Source organism: Paractinoplanes lichenicola, assembly GCF_016785085.1.
Taxonomy (GTDB): domain Bacteria; phylum Actinomycetota; class Actinomycetes; order Mycobacteriales; family Micromonosporaceae; genus Actinoplanes; species Actinoplanes lichenicola.
In genome coordinates, this window is record NZ_JAENHO010000006.1 from 333,062 (window position 1) to 347,709 (window position 14,648).

Annotated in this window: 14 protein-coding genes and 1 pseudogene; 3 read left to right on the forward strand and 12 right to left on the reverse strand. The window is 69.7% G+C overall.

Annotation, left to right across the window (positions count from 1 at the left end):
• Nucleotides 1–4: 4 nt before the first annotated feature.
• The 4 genes and pseudogenes from JKJ07_RS22675 to JKJ07_RS22690 all read right to left on the reverse strand — a co-directional run bounded on the left by JKJ07_RS22675 (nucleotide 5) and on the right by JKJ07_RS22690 (nucleotide 3,862).
• Entirely contained in the window at nucleotides 5–1,879 is a 1,875-nt protein-coding gene (locus tag JKJ07_RS22675; protein WP_202993699.1) for an NADH-quinone oxidoreductase subunit 5 family protein, read from the reverse strand.
• Nucleotides 1,876–2,247: an NADH-quinone oxidoreductase subunit NuoK gene (gene nuoK, locus JKJ07_RS22680; RefSeq protein WP_202993700.1), complete on the reverse strand. Its 372-nt coding sequence runs from the start codon at nucleotides 2,245–2,247 to the stop codon at nucleotides 1,876–1,878. Before nuoK ends, JKJ07_RS22675 begins: the two co-directional genes overlap by 4 nt.
• Before the next feature lie 425 nt (nucleotides 2,248–2,672).
• Nucleotides 2,673–3,188 (reverse strand): annotated as a pseudogene (locus tag JKJ07_RS22685) (NADH-quinone oxidoreductase subunit J family protein); the annotation flags it as partial.
• The gene (locus JKJ07_RS22690; protein WP_202993701.1) at nucleotides 3,185–3,862 is read right to left on the reverse strand and encodes a 4Fe-4S binding protein; all 678 of its coding nucleotides are present in this window, start codon (nucleotides 3,860–3,862) and stop codon (nucleotides 3,185–3,187) included. The pseudogene JKJ07_RS22685 and the gene JKJ07_RS22690, both read right to left, overlap by 4 nt.
• A gap of 105 nt (nucleotides 3,863–3,967) precedes the next feature.
• On the opposite strand from JKJ07_RS22690, the gene JKJ07_RS22695 reads away from it, so the two are divergent.
• Both JKJ07_RS22695 and JKJ07_RS22700 read left to right on the forward strand, forming a co-directional pair.
• A complete protein-coding gene (locus JKJ07_RS22695; protein WP_202993702.1) occupies nucleotides 3,968–4,543 on the forward strand; it encodes a Uma2 family endonuclease in 576 nt (191 codons plus the stop codon).
• A 265-nt stretch (nucleotides 4,544–4,808) separates the two neighbouring features.
• Nucleotides 4,809–5,210, forward strand: coding sequence for a hypothetical protein (locus JKJ07_RS22700; RefSeq protein WP_202993703.1), 402 nt, complete (start codon nucleotides 4,809–4,811; stop codon nucleotides 5,208–5,210).
• On the opposite strand, the gene JKJ07_RS22705 is transcribed toward JKJ07_RS22700, so the two are convergent.
• From JKJ07_RS22705 to JKJ07_RS22730, 6 genes are all read right to left on the reverse strand, one after another.
• The gene (locus JKJ07_RS22705; protein WP_202993704.1) at nucleotides 5,203–6,162 is read right to left on the reverse strand and encodes a complex I subunit 1/NuoH family protein; all 960 of its coding nucleotides are present in this window, start codon (nucleotides 6,160–6,162) and stop codon (nucleotides 5,203–5,205) included. The two genes, JKJ07_RS22700 and JKJ07_RS22705, sit on opposite strands and share 8 nt — an antisense overlap.
• Nucleotides 6,162–6,779 carry an NADH-quinone oxidoreductase subunit C gene (locus JKJ07_RS22710; protein WP_202993705.1) on the reverse strand — a complete coding sequence of 206 codons (618 nt, stop codon included), beginning with the start codon at nucleotides 6,777–6,779 and terminating at the stop codon, nucleotides 6,162–6,164. Before JKJ07_RS22710 ends, JKJ07_RS22705 begins: the two co-directional genes overlap by 1 nt.
• A 24-nt stretch (nucleotides 6,780–6,803) precedes the next feature.
• Nucleotides 6,804–8,105, reverse strand: a complete 1,302-nt coding sequence (locus JKJ07_RS22715; protein WP_202993706.1) for a DUF2252 domain-containing protein — start codon at nucleotides 8,103–8,105, stop codon at nucleotides 6,804–6,806.
• A 10-nt stretch (nucleotides 8,106–8,115) separates the two neighbouring features.
• On the reverse strand, nucleotides 8,116–8,652 hold the full coding sequence (locus tag JKJ07_RS22720) for an NADH-quinone oxidoreductase subunit B (protein WP_202993707.1): 537 nt from the start codon (nucleotides 8,650–8,652) through the stop codon (nucleotides 8,116–8,118).
• Between the two features lie 9 nt (nucleotides 8,653–8,661).
• Nucleotides 8,662–10,143 (reverse strand): pyridoxal phosphate-dependent decarboxylase family protein, encoded by a 1,482-nt coding sequence (locus tag JKJ07_RS22725; protein ID WP_202993708.1) that lies wholly within the window; start codon nucleotides 10,141–10,143, stop codon nucleotides 8,662–8,664.
• Between the two features lie 78 nt (nucleotides 10,144–10,221).
• The gene (locus JKJ07_RS22730; RefSeq protein WP_202993709.1) at nucleotides 10,222–11,556 is read right to left on the reverse strand and encodes an MFS transporter; all 1,335 of its coding nucleotides are present in this window, start codon (nucleotides 11,554–11,556) and stop codon (nucleotides 10,222–10,224) included.
• Nucleotides 11,557–11,605: 49 nt separating this feature from the next.
• Between JKJ07_RS22730 and JKJ07_RS22735 the strand changes: the two genes are divergently transcribed.
• Nucleotides 11,606–12,997: a gamma-glutamyltransferase gene (locus JKJ07_RS22735; RefSeq protein ID WP_202993710.1), complete on the forward strand. Its 1,392-nt coding sequence runs from the start codon at nucleotides 11,606–11,608 to the stop codon at nucleotides 12,995–12,997.
• 21 nt (nucleotides 12,998–13,018) lie between these two features.
• Here the strand turns inward: JKJ07_RS22735 and JKJ07_RS22740 are convergent, their stop codons facing one another.
• On the reverse strand, nucleotides 13,019–13,897 hold the full coding sequence (locus tag JKJ07_RS22740) for a DUF3037 domain-containing protein (protein WP_202993711.1): 879 nt from the start codon (nucleotides 13,895–13,897) through the stop codon (nucleotides 13,019–13,021).
• A gap of 17 nt (nucleotides 13,898–13,914) precedes the next feature.
• The gene (locus tag JKJ07_RS22745) at nucleotides 13,915–14,445 is read right to left on the reverse strand and encodes a hypothetical protein (RefSeq protein WP_202993712.1); all 531 of its coding nucleotides are present in this window, start codon (nucleotides 14,443–14,445) and stop codon (nucleotides 13,915–13,917) included.
• Nucleotides 14,446–14,648: the final 203 nt, after the last annotated feature.

Consider the following 14,648-nt stretch of genomic DNA (forward strand, 5'->3'; position numbering starts at 1 on the left):
GCGCTCATGCGGCGGCTCCGAACAGGACTGCGGCGGCGCCGAGGAGGAGGGCGCCGGCGAGGACGGCCGCGGCCGCCGCGGGCAGCGGGATGCGATGGGCGTACGCGAGGGCGGCGCCGACGGCCGAGGTGGTGGTGCCGGTGCCCTCGACGGCCGCGTCCACGACCTTGGTGTCGGCCGTGGTCACCGCCCGGGCCAGCGCGCGGGTGGGGCGTACGAGGAAACGGTCTTGGATCTCGTCGAGCCGGAAACCCGACGCCAGCAGGGGACGCGCGCGCCCGAGAGCCAGCGCGGGATCGACGCCGGGCACCTGACGCCAGAGCCACCACGCGGCCGTCGCCCCGGCCGCCAGCAGGATCAACGGCAGCACGATGGCGACGCTGAGATGCGGATTTTCCAGCTCGAGGGCGGTGCGGAAACCGGGCGCGTACGCGGCCAGGCCGAGCAGCGCGGACGGGATCGCCAGCAGCAGGATCGGCCAGCGCATCAACCCGGGCGGGTCGTGCGGCGCGGCGGGCTGGGTGTAGCGGGCGTCGTCGAAGCCGACCTCCCAGTCCGGGCCGTCGGGGCCGTGCGCGCGCGAGATGCCGAAGAAGGCCCGGAGCAGCAGGCGGGTGGCGTACCAGGCGGTGATCGCGACCGCGAAGAGCGCCGCCACCCAGACCACCCAGCCGACCCAGACCGGGGTCGCCCCGCCGCCCTCGGTGGCGTGCGCGGCCGCGGTCAGCACGTTCTCCTTCGACCAGAACCCGGCCAGCGGCGGCACCCCGGCCAGCGCGCCCAGGCCGACGACGAACGAGGTGAACGTGACCGGCATGTGCTCGCGCAGGCCACCCATGCGGGACAGGTAGTTGGTGCCCACGGCGTGGATCACCGCGCCCGCCGCGAGGAACAGCAGGGCCTTGAACGCGGCGTGCGTGAGCAGGTGGAACAGCGCGGCGGCGGGCGAGCCGACGGCCAGCGCGCCGGTCATGTAGCCGATCTGGCTGACGGTCGACCAGGCCAGCACGCGTTTCAGGTCGTCCTGGGCCGTCGCGCTGAGCGCCCCGAGCAGGATCGTGATCGCGGCCATGACCCCGAGGACGGCCAGCGCGGCCGGCGACCGGTCGTAGAGCGGATAGAGCCGGAAGACGACGTAGACCCCGGCCGCGACCATGGTGGCCGCGTGGATCAGGGCCGAGATCGGGGTGGGGCCGGCCATCGCGTCGGGCAGCCACGTGTGCAACGGGAACTGGGCGCTCTTACCGGCCACCCCGGCCAGGATCAGGACCAGCGCGGCGGTATGCGGCGGCTCGGCCAGCACGACGGCGATCTCGCTGGTGCGGGCGTCGACGATCAGGATCGCCACGCCCAGCAGGAAGCCGACGTCGCCGACCCGGGTGACCAGGAAGGCCTTGACGGCGGCGGCCGGGGCCTCGGGCAGCCGCCGGTCGTGCCCGATCAGCAGGTAGGAGCAGGCGCCCATCACCTCCCAGCCGATCAGCAGGGTGATCAGGTCACCGCTCGTGACGACGAGGAGCATCGCGCCGGTGAAGAGGCTGATCTGGGCCGCGTACGGGGCGTAGCGGGGGTCGTCGTGCAGGTAGGCGACCGAATAGACCTGGACGGCGAGGGCTACCGCGCAGACCGCCAGGGCGATGTAGAGGGCGGCGTGGCCGGCGCTGATGCCCAGCGTGAGCTGGATGTCGCCGAGGCTCACCCAGTGTGTTTTCCACTCGACGGGCTTGGTGGCGGCGAGTAGCACGCTGAGCGTCACCAGGAGTGAGATCGCGGCGCCGGTGATGCCGAGGACGGCGGCGGGCCGCCTTTTCATGGGCAACAACAGGCCCATGAGGCCCAGGAGCAGGGGTACGCCGGGGATCAGCGCGGCGGCGGTCATCGGGGCACCCGCTCGTGGTCGTGCTCGTGCAGCGCGACCTCGTCGAGAACGACGGCGCGGCGCAGGCGGTAATACTGCAGGACGATGGCCAGGCCCACGCCGACCTCGGCCGCGGCCAGCACAATGACGAACAGGGCGAAGATCGCGCCCGCCCGGGGCTCGGGGGCGGCGTGGGCCCAGGCCTCGGGCTGCACCCCGACCAGGGCCGACTTGATCGTGCTGTCGGCCGCCACCAGGATCAGGTTGACGGCATTGAGCATGAGCTCGACGGCCATCAACACGAGAATGGCGTTGCGCCGCCGCAGGACGCCGTAAACCCCGAGCGCAAAAAGCAAAGCAGCGACGACGTACGGGATGACCGCGTGCATCACTCCCCCTCGCCCTCGGGCGTGCTGCGCGGCAGCGCCCTTTGCCCGGTCTCTTTACTCGACCCCTCGATGGCCCTCCGCCCGGTTTCCCTACTCGATCCCTCGATGACCCTTCTTTCAGCCGACTTAGCTCCGCCCTCAATAGCGGACATTTCCGATTTGTCCGGCTGGCCGAGCTTGGGGCCGGCCTCGCGGGCGCGGAAGACGACGTCGCGGGCCTGATCTTTGAGGGCGTCCTCGCGGGTGGGCACTCGGTTGGCCGCCGGGGCCTCGTCCACCGGTTCGCCCTCTTCGGCGGCTCGTTCGGCGGCGCGCTGGGCCCGCACCCGGGACTGGGCGGCGGCCTGGCGGGCGGCGATGCGTTCCAGGCGGGCGGCCACCTCGGGCGACTCCCCGACCGGGCCGGGCGCGGGTGACGGCTCGGCGCCGGCGTTGGGGTCGGGGCGGGCGCCGATGTCGGGCCGGGAGAGCACGATCGCGCCGACCAGGGCGGCCAGCAGCAGAATCGAGAGCACCTCGAACGGCAGCACCCAGGCGCCGAAGATCTGCTCCCCGACGCGGCGGCCGTTGCCGGGCGGGGGCAGCTCGAACTCGGTCCAGCGGAAGGCGTCGACCAGCAGCACCGTGAGGCCGAGCCCGACGCCGCCCCCGATGATCGCGGCGGGCAGAGCGGGGCGGTCGAGATCTTTGGACGGGCCGATCGGCGCCCGGGTCAGCATGACGGCGAAGAGCAGCAGGACGACGACCGCGCCGACGTAGACGAGGATCTGCACCCAGGCCACGAGCTCGGCGCCGAGCACCAGATAGAGGCCGGCGGTCGCGCCCAGGCTGACGACCAGGTAGAAGCCCGCACGAACCAGGTGAGCGCTGGTGACGACGAGCGCGCCGGAACCCACCGCGATCGCGCCGAGAGCCAGCATCAGCGCGTCCGCGACCGTCACCGCTCCCGCTCCGCTTCGCCGGACCCGGGCTTCGCCTGCTCGTCGCCCGCCGCTTTCGCGGGCTCCTCTCCTGCCGCCTTCGCGGGTGGGGCGGCTGCGGCGGGCCGGCGAGCCGCGGGCCGGGCCGTCTTGGCTGCCGTGGCCGCGCCCGGGCCAGCCGCCTTGCGGGCCGCCGTGGCCTCTTCCTTGGAGGGCTCGCCCAGCACGTCGTGGGCCGGCGGCGGCGGGACGGTGCGCATCCAGTCGCCCAGGCGGTCCTTGGAGTGCAGCAGATCGAGAACGTCGGTCTCGGCGTATTCGAACTCGGGCGTCCAGTGCAGCGCGTCGAAGGGGCAGACCTCGATGCAGATGCCGCAATACATGCACAGGGAGAAGTCGATGTCGAACCGGTCGAGCACGTTGCGCTGACGCGAGCGCGCCGCGCCGGGCACCACGACCTCTTCCTTGTGCGAGTCGATGTAGATGCACCAGTCGGGGCACTCGCGGGCGCACAGCATGCAGACCGTGCAGTTCTCCTCGAGAAGCGCGATCACCCCACGGCTGCGCGGGGGAAGCTCGGGCTCGACGTCCGGATACTGCTGGGTGGTCGTCCGCTGGGTCATCGTCTTGAGGGTGACGGCGAGCCCCTGCACGAGGCCCTTCCCGGGCGTGCTGCGCTCCCCGTCGTCACTCACAAACGCATATCCTGCCCCGTCGCCCCATTTGATGCGAGCACACCCCCATCAGATCTTCCGGTAAGCTGACTCCGGGGTCAGTAATCCGCGCCGAGGAGGCATCGCATGACCGCTGCCACCAGCGACATGCCACCTCAGGGCGCGTGGACTGCCGCCGATCTCGATCGGACGCCCGAGGATGGCATTCGTCGCGAGATCTACGACGGAGAAATCCACGTGACCCCCTCGCCTTCGAGCATTCATCAGGCTCTTTCCGGCTTCTTGTTTTATGTCCTGTCCGCGTCCTGCCCTGAGCATCTCTTCGTCACTCAGGCCAACGACGTCGTGCTCAGCCACGATCGAACCCACATCCCCGACCTGCTGGTGGTGAATTTCGAGGCCGCCAGGTCGGGCACCGGCAAGTTCGCGGCCCGAGACGTCGTCCTGGCCATGGAGATCGTCTCGCCGAGCACCAAAAGCGCCGATCGGGTGACCAAGCCGACCTACTATGCGCAGGCCGGCATCCCGTTCTACTGGCTGATCGAGACCAGCGGTGGCCTCGCCGTGGAGGCCTACGAGCTCAACACCGAGACGAAGGCCTATGAGTCGGTCGGCTCCTTCGAGGGTGATGACACGATCCGGCTCGAACGTCCATGGCCGATCGAGATCCCCCTCAGCGCCGTCCGCCCGCGCAACCTCTGAGCCCCTTTCGCGTGACCACCGGGGACATCCCGGTCGCGCGCCATGGCCGTTCGCGGCCGCCTGGCCGCGTGGGACGGCAGGGCAGCGTCGAGCGTCTTACCTGGGCCGCCGTGGGAGGCGACGATGCGTACGGGATGCGGACTTTTGTGATCCTGAGAGTGCTTAATAGTAAAAGTAATAAATATAGAAGATCCTCTGTTTGATGCCCGGGTGTCCGGTTACTACACGGCTGACCGCTTCATCCGAGCGAACGGAGAATCTTCGTATGAGCAGGACCGGACGACTGGCCTTGGCCTTCGTGGGATCGGCCGGAATCATCGGAGCACTGGCCTCGCCGGCCGCGGCAGCGCCGCAAGCGCTGGCGGAACCGTGTGTGCAGAAGGTGGCCGTCGTCAACAACGGCGGGTTCACGATCAACTTCCAGATCACCACGCGGGACGGGCAGCTCTCGGCGCCCACCGACACCTACCCGATCAACCAGTGGCGGATCGTCGACCTCGCCTCGACGCCGTTCGCCGAGGGTGTGGACGTGCGGCCGCTGGTGAACGCGACGGCCGGAGACAGCGTGCCCGGCAACGTGTTCGTGTCGTACTGCGCGAACGGGCAGACCGCGACCTACACCGCGAGCGGCACCACGAATGACTACTCGGTGACGCTGCTCACGTGAGCACCCTGACGGCTGCGGTCAGCACCAGCTGAGCCAGCGCCAACGGCACGAGGACCAGCCAGCAGAGCCTTTGCAGCTGGTCCTCGCGCAGCCGGGGGAAGCTGACGCGCAGCCAGATGATCACGAACGAGACCGCGAAGATCTTGACGAGCGTCCACAGCCAGCCGAGCTGGTCGGCGAACGGGCCGTGCCAGCCGCCGAGGAACAACACCGTGGTCAGCGCGGCGATCACGATGATGCCGACGTATTCCGCCAGCAGGAAGAACGCGAACCGCAGGCCGGTGTATTCGGTCATGTAGCCGAAGACCAGCTCGGAATCGGCGATCGGCATGTCGAACGGCGGACGGCGGATCTCGGCCAGGCCGGCGACGAAGAAGACGATCGCGGCGGGGGCCTGCCAGAGCAGCCACCACGGGCGCCAGGCCTCGACGATGCCGGGCAGGCTGAGCGTGCCCGCGGCCATGGCCACGCTCGCCGCGGCCAGCACCAGCGGCAGCTCGTAACCGAGCAGCTGGGCGGCGCCGCGCAGACCGCCGAGCAGGCTGTATTTGTTGGCGGAGGCCCACGCGGACATCAGGACGGCGAGCACGCCGACGCCGAGCACCGCGAGCACGAAGAACAGGCCGACGTCGAGCCCCTGGGCGACCAGCCCGTTCGGGCCGAGCGGGATGGCCAGCAGCACCAGCAGATAGGGGAACAGGGCGACGATCGGGGCGAGCCGGAAGACCCGCCGATCGGCCTCGCCGGGGGCGACGTCCTCCTTCTGCACGAACTTGACGCCGTCGGCGACGAGCTGGGCCCAGCCGTGGAACGCCCCCGCATACATCGGGCCGAGGCGGCCCTGCATGTGGGCCATGACCTTGTGCTCGGCCTGCCCGACGACGAGCGGCAGCACCAGGAAGGCCGCGACGACGGCGACCACCCGGACGATGAGGTCGAGCCAGATCGGCATCAGGCGCCCTCCCCCGCCCGCGGGCCCCACTCTTTCGGGTCGGGCACGCCGGGCGGGCGCATGGGGGCGCGTTTGGCCGTGCCGGCCTCGGACTCGCCGGGCTCCTTGGCGCCGGGCCAGGCCTTGGCCACGCGGGAGGCCAGCACGAACTCCTTGCGCAGCGGGTGGCCCTCGAAGCCCGGCGGCAGCAGCAGCGGCCGCAGGTCGGGATGGCGGGCGAAGGTGATGCCGAACATCTCGAACGTCTCCCGCTCGTGCCACGCGGCGCCGGGGAAGAGCTCGACGACGGACTCGATCACCGGGTTGTCGCGGGGCACGAGCGTGCGCAGCAGCAGCGCGTGGTGGCGGCGGATCGACCACAGATGCGCGACCACGCGGAAACCCTCGTCGAGCTCGTCGACGGCGGACAGCCAGTCGAAATAGTCGCAGCCGAGGGCGCCGTTGTGCTTGGCCGTGCCCACCGTCTCCCACCAGCGGGCGACCGGCACGTCGACGACCGCGCGCTCGTGGCCGGGGCCGCCGCCCGAGAGGCCGGCGACGATCTCGCCCGGCGGCGCGTCCGGCGAGTCGTCCGTCAGCAGCGCGACCAGGCGCTCGCCGACCTCTTCTCCAGTCATGGGGTCATCTTAGGAGTTCGCCGGTCACAGCCCGGTGAGACGGCCGTTCCGGAAGACGTCGACGAAATCCTGGTGATCCTCGCGGGCCTGGTCGCCGTAGCGGTGGGCGAACTCGACCAGGTGTTGCACGAAGCCGGCCTCGTCCTTGTCGATCACGGCCACGATCGCCTCCTCGGTCGAGAAGTCGACCAGGTCGTGACTGGACTCGTCGTCGGCCACCGAGTGCATGCGGGCGACGGCCCGGCCCAGGTCGGCGATGACCCCGGCCAGCTCCTCGGGCTCGTTGACGTCGGCCCAGTCCAGATCGGCCGCGTACGGCGAGACCTCGGCGACGAGCTGGCCCACGCCGTTGAGCGTGGTGTAGCCGACCCACGGGTCCGCGTGCGCCTGCAGCGCGTGCTGGGACTCGGCCGTACGGTGGCCCTGGTGCTGGAAGTAGGACCGGACGCGCTCGTCGTCGATCCAGCGGGCGACGGCCGGCACCTGCGCCTGCTTCATGTAGATGATGACGTCGTTCTCGAGCGCCTCGGTGTGCCCCTCGAGCAGCAGGTTGTACGACGGGAGGCCGGCCGAGCCGATGCCGACGCCCTTGCGCAGCTTTATGTCCTTGATGTTGGTCGAGACCGGGCGGGTCTTCTCGGGCAGCGTCGGCAGGTATTTCTCGAACGCCTCCCGCACCGCGGCCTGGGTGGCCTCGTCGACCTCGAACACGCCGTCGGCCAGGGCGAACCGGCGCTCGTAGTCGTCGATCGTGGTCTGGCCGTCGAGCAGGTCGATGCGGGTGCTGAGCCGGGCCTCCTGCAGCACGCGGCGCAGCGCCCCGTCGGCGTTCTCGAGGGTGATCGAGCCGATCGCGTCGTCGCCGCCGAGCGCGATGGCCCGCAGCTCGGTGATGTAGGAGCGCGCGAACCCGGTGACCAGCGCGGTGATGTGATCGTCGGAGAGGGCCTTGGAGTAGCCGATCAGGGCCACGCTCGCCGCGAAGCGCTTGAGATCCCAGGAGAACGGGCCCACGTACGCCTCGTCGAAGTCGTTGACGTTGAAGACGAGATGCCCCGACGCGTTCATGTAGGTGCCGAAGTTCTCGGCGTGCAGGTCGCCGTGGATCCAGACGCGGCTCGTGCGCTCGTCGAGGAAGCTGTTGTCGGCATACGTGCCGGACAGGTCGGCGTAGAACAGCGACGCGCTGCCCCGGTAGAAGGCGAACGGCGACGCGGCCATCTTGCGGAACTTGCGCCGGAAGGCGGCCGGATCGATGGCGATCAACTCGCCGAATTCCCTGGTCAGAACGTCGATGATGAAGTCGGCACGCGACTGGTCCGTCATAGTGCGGAGACTAGTCCCCACTTGCACGTGGCGGAGTCACCAAAGGGGCAGTTAACGCCAGCGGATCGGGCCGGGGCACGCCGCCGGGGCCGGACTGCTCGGCGGCGATCTTTTCCTGGAGGCGGAGGATGCCGTGCAGCAGCGCCTCGGGCCGGGGCGGACAGCCGGGCACGTAGACGTCGACGGGAATGATCTGGTCGACGCCCTTGGTCACCGAATACGAATCCCAATACGGCCCGCCGCAGTTCGCGCAGGAGCCGAACGAGATCACGTATTTGGGCTCGGGCATCTGGTCGTAGAGCCGCTTGATCGCGGGGGCCATCTTGTCGGTGACCGTGCCCGAGACGACCATCAGATCGGCCTGACGCGGGCCGTGCGCGAACGGGATGACGCCCATGCGCATGAAGTCGTGGCGGCTCATGCTCGACGCGATGAACTCGATCGCGCAGCACGCCAGCCCGAAGTTGAACACCCAGAGCGAGTAGCGCCGCCCCCAGTTCAGCACGAACCGGATGGGTTCCCCGAGCACTCCTGGCAGACCGGCCACGACGTCAACCTACTCCGTCACGCTGTTCGGGGCAGCCGCAGCCTGGTCCTGTCGTCCGTTCGCGGCCGGGCGTTGGAGCAGGCTGAGAAAGCCCGTGAGCAATGCCTCGCGCAGCGCGGGCGGGGCGACGTTGAGCAGCGAGTTGACCGCGGCCATGCGGGTGAAGTCGCCCCCGCCCAGCCCGAGCCCCTCGGCCAAGCCGGCGATCAGCTCGGGCGTGACCAGCTCGGGGGTGAGCGCGGCGGCCGCCTCGAGCAGCGGGGCGGGCAGGTCGGCCGGGCCTTTCGACCGGGCGGCGGCCACCGCCTCGGCGAGGTCGGGCGCGAAATCGGTGGCGGTGCCGGCCACAGCGGCGGTCACGGTGAGATGGATGGTTGCGGGCATTTCCCCGTACGCCATCTGGGGCTGGGTGTGCCAGCCGCGCGCGGCGAGCTCGTCGGCCAGGACGAAGAGGTCGACGCCCTCCGCGGCCAGGCAGACGACGCTCGTCTCGGGCGGGGCGAACAGGCGTATGCCGTCGGTCTGGTTCACCGCCTCGGCCAGCGTCGCGACGGCATCGCGGGTGCGGGCGGCCAGCTCGAGATAGCCCGCGTCGCCGATGTGGCGCAGGGTGGCCAGGGCCGCGGCGATCGGGCCGCCGGAGCGGGTGGACGAGACGATCGGATTGATCATCGTGTAGCCCGGCCAGCCCGCGTAGGCGAAGTATTGCGGGAGGCGCAGCGCCTCGTCGCGGTGCAGCAGGACCGAGACACCCTTCGGCGCATACGCGTATTTGTGCAGGTCGACCGAGATGCTCGTGACGCCGGGGACGGCCAGGTCGAACGCGGGCAGGTCGGCCCCGAGGCGGCGCAGATAGGGCAGCACCCAGCCGCCGAAGCAGGCGTCCACATGGAACCGCACGCCCCGCTCGGCGGCGATCGCGGCCAGCTCGGGGATCGGGTCGACGACGCCGTGGGCGTAGGACGGCGCGGAGGCGGCGACCAGGACGGTGTCTTCCCCGATCATCTGTCTTGTCGCGGCTGGATCGGCGCGCAGATCAGCGCCGACGGGCACGACGTCGAGGGCGACCCGCAGATAGTGCGCGGCCTTGGCGAACGCGGCGTGGGCGGTGGACGGGACGACCAGACGCGGGGTGGCGAGCTCGGGCCGGGAATCGCGAGCCGCCTTGACCGCCAGGATCAGCGACTCGGTGCCGCCGCTGGTGACGCTGCCGACCGTGCCGCCGTCGCCGTTGAGCAGCCGGGCCGCCGCGCCGACCAGGGCATTTTCCATCGCCAGCAGGGACGGGAACGCGGTCGGGTCGAGGCCGTTGACGTGGGCGGAGATCGCGTGAGCCTGACGGGCCAGCTCGTCGAGCCCGTCGAGCGCGGGGTCGTAGACATAGGCGAAGAGCCGGCCGCCGTGGGTGGGCAGGTCGGCCGATCGCAGCTCGCTCAGCTCGGCGAGGATCTGCTCCCCCGGGACGCCCTTCTCGGGCAGCGCCTCCAACATGCCGATCACGCTATCCCAGGGCGGGCGGGCTGAGGACCGCCGAAGGACCCGGTACTTAAGTAGCTGGTCGGGCCGCGCTCACGGGTGTCGAATGACGTCGCGATAAGCCCGCAGCAGCACCACCGCGGCGCCGACCAGAAGGGCGGGAATGACCGTGAAACCGAGCAGCACACCCAGGCGGGCGGTGTCGTCCTGGCGGGCCGCCTCGCCGGTCGACGACGAGACGTATCCGAAGAGCTGGAGCACCAATGCGTAGAGGCCGGGGCCGAGCGCGAGTCCGAGGGTCTCCCCCGCGGTCCAGAGCCCGGTGAAGACGCCGGCCTGCCGCCGCCCGGTGCGCTCGGTGTCGTAGGCGATGCAGTCCGGCAGCATCGCCATCGCGAAGACCTGCTGCCCGGCGTAACCGGCCCCGATCACCGCGACGATCAGATAGACGGCCACCGGCGGCAGCGCGGGCGCGCTCAGCAGGGCCAGGGCGCCCACCGCGAAAAGCAGCGACCCGATCGCCAGCGCGACCGGCTTGCCGAGGCGACCGCCGACCCGGGTCCAGAGCGGCATGACGAGCAGGGCCGGCCCGACGAAGGCCGCGAAAAGGAAGGTGGCGCCGGAGTCGCGCTCGACGACGTGGTCGGCGAAGTACTGCACGCCGGCGAGCATCGTGCCGATCCCGACCGCCTGGATGATCCAGAGGAGGAGCAGTGCCCGGAACGGACGGTTGGCGGCGGCGACGCGCAGCTGGGTCCGCAGGTCGGGTTCGACCGCCTCGACCGTACGGGACTCGGCCGAGCGCGTTCCGAAGTAGACACCCAGTGTGCCGACGACGATGAGCGCGCCGACGAACAGGCCCGACCAGCGATGCCCGGCCAGGCCGCCGCCGGTCTGCTCGACGACCAGCGGGGCGAGCGCGCCCGAGATCAGGATGGCCAGGGCCAGCACGGCGACGCGCCAGGTCATCAGGCGGGTGCGCTCGGCGTAGCCGTCGGTCAGCTCGGCCGGCATCGCGACGTAGGGCACCTGGAAGAAGGCGTACGCGGTGGCGGCGGCGAGGAAGGCGAGGGCGACGTACGCGCCGGCGCCGGCCCCGCTGCTCACCGGCCCGGCGAAGATCGCGGCGAACAGCACGGCCAGCAGCAGGCCCGCGCCGAGCAGGAACGGCCGCCGGTCGCCGCGGCGGTCGGAGATCCGGCCGGCGACGGGGTTGACCAGCACGTCCCACGCCTTTGGCAGCAGCACGAGCAGGCCCGCCACGCCAGCCGCCACACCTAACGTATCGGTCAGATAGGGCAGGAGGAGCAAACCCGGCACGGTGCCGAAGGCGCCCGTGACCAGCGAACCCAGCGAATATCCCGCCAAAACACGACGAGGCAGGGCGGCCGCCGGCCGTACTTCGGGAGTGGGATCAGCGGTCGCCATGAACGCGGATGGTAACCACGATCATGGGATCCCGCCTACGCTTCGCCAGATGAAAAAGGTTGCGGCCGGGGTCGCCGCCAGTCACCCGGCCACGGCCGCGGCCGGGCTGCGGACCCTGCGGGAGGGCGGAACGGCGGCCGACGCCGCGGTCGCGGCGGTGCTGGCCTGCTGCGCCACCGAGACGGTCTACACCGGGCTGGGCGGCGGCGGCTTCGCCACCTACTTCGACGCGGCCAGCGGCGAGGTCACCTGTCTCGACTTCTTCGTGGCGGTGCCGGGCACCGACGGTGACCGCGAGGCCGGCCCGATGGTCGCGGTCGACGTGTTCTTCGGCGGCATGCCGCAGGTCTATTCGATCGGCGGGGCCAGCGTGGCGGTGCCCGGCGTGCCGGCCGGCTGCGGCGAGGTGCACCGGCGCTGGGGCCGGCTGCCGTGGGCCGATGTCGTGGCGCCGGCGATCGCGCTGGCCGCCGAGGGGGTCCCGCTGCCGGCCGCGCACGCCCGGACGCTGGAATCGTGCGCGCCCGCGCTGGCCTGGGGCGAGGGCGCCGCGGTCTACACGCCCGGCGATCGCCTGCTGTGCAGAGGCGACCGGCTGTTCCACGATGGACTGGCGGGCGCGCTGACCAGGCTGGCCGAGGCCGGGCCCGAGATCTTCTACACCGGGGACTACGCGGCGATCCTGGTCGACACCGTGCGGGCCGCAGGTGGCTGTCTCGGCCCCCGCGACCTGGCCGGGTATCGGGTGCTGGAGACCCCGGTCGACCACGCCACGCTGGTCGGGCATCGGGTGCTGGCCCGGCACGACCTGAGCCGTACGGTCGACACGATCGCGGGCCTGCCGGCCGACCTGTCCCGTCCCGGCCGGGCCGTCGGCCTGGCCACCGCGCTGCGCGACCAGGGCCGGCAGCGGATCGGCGACACGACCAACGTCTCGGTGGTGGACGCCGACGGCAACGCCTGCGTGATCACGACGACGCTGGGGCTGGGCTCCGGGGTGTGGCTGCCGGGGCTCGGCATCAACCTGAACTCGATGCTCGGCGAGGGCGAGCTGGTCACCGGCGACATGGCGCCCGGCCGGCGAATGTCGTCGAACATGTGCCCGCTCGTAGTGATCGACCCGGACGGCGACCTCGCGGTGGCGGCCGGGTCGGCGGGGGCCAGCCGGATCCGTACGGCCCTGATCGACACGCTGCTCGGGACGCTGGTCGACGGGCTGGACATGACCGAGGCGATCGCGCGGCCCCGCTTCCACGTCGTCGACGAGACCGTGCACGCCGAACCGGGCTATCCGCGGGACGAGCTGGGGGCGCTGGCGGCGGCCGGCTGGCACGTCAAGCAGTGGCCGGAGATCAACCACTACTTCGGCGGCGTTACCGCGGTCGGCCAGGCCGGCGCGGCGGGCGATCCCCGCCGCGACGGCGTCGGCCTGTTGCTCTAAGCGGAATGTTGGAGGAATCCATTACGGCGACATGAGGTCGACAGAAACCCCATGTTGCTGCAGGCGCTTACGCGCATCGTCAGCGACTCGGCGGACGTCACTCTGAGGAAGTACGATTACCTTCAGATCATTGAAGACACGCATTGCCTCAGCGAACGCCTTCTCCTGCGCCGGCGATTTGGGCGGAGCATAGACCACCTCAATAGGAGTGTTGGCCGGCACCTCCGCACCATCCCCCACAACTTCTCCACCACCATCAATGAGTCGCTCGAGTCCAAACGCCCAAGACTTGACATCACGAGATACATCGGAGATCGAGTTAAGTTGGAAAGACCAGGTGTGGGCCAACTGGATGACCTTGCCGTTGCCAATGACGAAGTCCATGTTCGTCGCTATACCGCTAGCGACCACCTGCGTCCTCTCGCGGACCAACTGACTACCGATCTGCGCCCACCGATAGCTGGCTTTGAGCTCCGAGAAGATTCTTTGCCTGGTTGCATACGAGCGCGATGCAACGTCCATCGCACCCGCTTCCTCCAGAATCATCCTGGGAAAAATTAGATTCAAGGCATCTTCAGCGGATTCTGCAATTATCGGAGCCGGGGCGGTCAACTGGACTACATTGCGATATCGTCGCTGCATTCCCGCGAGCCAAGCTTCCGACACATCGGAATTTTGCATCAGCGTGAATCCATCCAACTGACTACCTAGTTCATTCATGAAAGCATCGACAGCATTCAGGCTGTCCAGTGTCCCGAACAGGCGCGCTCGTCGCGGATTCTCCGCCTTGCGCAGGCTCCAATCGCCAGTTTCGTCGCTGCCCGCGATGACTCCGACGTTGACGAACTCTCCCGTCGACGGGACCGGAACGTATTTGATCACGCTGTAGACGTACCTCATGCTGCCTCCCTTCATGATCAGAGTAGATCCCTCAGACGCGACGCGACGGCCACCGCACGTCGCTCCAAGAACCAACCCAAGGTTTCGAGATCCGTATCCGTCGCCGGCCACGCTGAGGGGACACGCAGCAGGATCGGCAGGAGCACTGCCCTATCGACCTTGTCGAGCTCGTCGGCGAACCTCCACAGGTCCTCTCTGAGCAGGCCGTCGACCTCCTGCCGCAGCGGATGAGGTTCATCGACCTTCGCTCTCAGCTGCCCCGCATCCCATCGCCAGCCACTTGGCGGCAGGAAGAACCCATGATCGTGGCTGAAGACGCTGTTCTGCTGGGACGTTGAGTGCAGCCACTGCTGATCGGACCCCCAGCACCAGTCGTAGAGCGCGTAGATGCCCGCATGCCGAAGGCGATTGTCGTCCTGGTTGCGGAACCTGAGCATAGGTCGCTCCTCAATTGCCGCATCCACTTCGATGGTGCCGTGGCTAAGTCCGGCTTGCAGCAACCGGCCCGGCGCAAACTCCCAGCCAGCCAGTGCGTCGTCGATCCTCATGACGGAGTTCCTGCACGTAGGTGCCCCTATAAGTGCTCCGACGCGGCCCACCACGTACTCGGTAACAAGTGCGAAGTCTTTCTCGCCCTGGCCACTCGGCTTGATCCACCAACAGTTGCCGTCGGTGTCCAGGGCCGAGAAAGATCCGCTAAGACCCGAGTGGGACTGCTGAAGTGGGGTTCTGACCTGTACTGGTTCCGGAT

Excerpts from the sequence above, each read along its gene's own strand:
- JKJ07_RS22675 (WP_202993699.1), bottom strand. The coding sequence starts at position 1,879 with ATGACCGCCGCCGCGCTGATCCCCGGCGTACCCCTGCTCCTGGGCCTC.
- nuoK (WP_202993700.1), bottom strand. The coding sequence starts at position 2,247 with ATGCACGCGGTCATCCCGTACGTCGTCGCTGCTTTGCTTTTTGCGCTC.
- JKJ07_RS22695 (WP_202993702.1), top strand. The coding sequence starts at position 3,968 with ATGACCGCTGCCACCAGCGACATGCCACCTCAGGGCGCGTGGACTGCC.
- JKJ07_RS22700 (WP_202993703.1), top strand. The coding sequence starts at position 4,809 with ATGAGCAGGACCGGACGACTGGCCTTGGCCTTCGTGGGATCGGCCGGA.
- JKJ07_RS22705 (WP_202993704.1), bottom strand. The coding sequence starts at position 6,162 with ATGCCGATCTGGCTCGACCTCATCGTCCGGGTGGTCGCCGTCGTCGCG.
- JKJ07_RS22710 (WP_202993705.1), bottom strand. The coding sequence starts at position 6,779 with ATGACTGGAGAAGAGGTCGGCGAGCGCCTGGTCGCGCTGCTGACGGAC.
- JKJ07_RS22715 (WP_202993706.1), bottom strand. The coding sequence starts at position 8,105 with ATGACGGACCAGTCGCGTGCCGACTTCATCATCGACGTTCTGACCAGG.
- JKJ07_RS22725 (WP_202993708.1), bottom strand. The coding sequence starts at position 10,143 with ATGTTGGAGGCGCTGCCCGAGAAGGGCGTCCCGGGGGAGCAGATCCTC.
- JKJ07_RS22730 (WP_202993709.1), bottom strand. The coding sequence starts at position 11,556 with ATGGCGACCGCTGATCCCACTCCCGAAGTACGGCCGGCGGCCGCCCTG.
- JKJ07_RS22735 (WP_202993710.1), top strand. The coding sequence starts at position 11,606 with ATGAAAAAGGTTGCGGCCGGGGTCGCCGCCAGTCACCCGGCCACGGCC.
- JKJ07_RS22740 (WP_202993711.1), bottom strand. The coding sequence starts at position 13,897 with ATGAGGTACGTCTACAGCGTGATCAAATACGTTCCGGTCCCGTCGACG.
- JKJ07_RS22745 (WP_202993712.1), bottom strand. The coding sequence starts at position 14,445 with ATGAGGATCGACGACGCACTGGCTGGCTGGGAGTTTGCGCCGGGCCGG.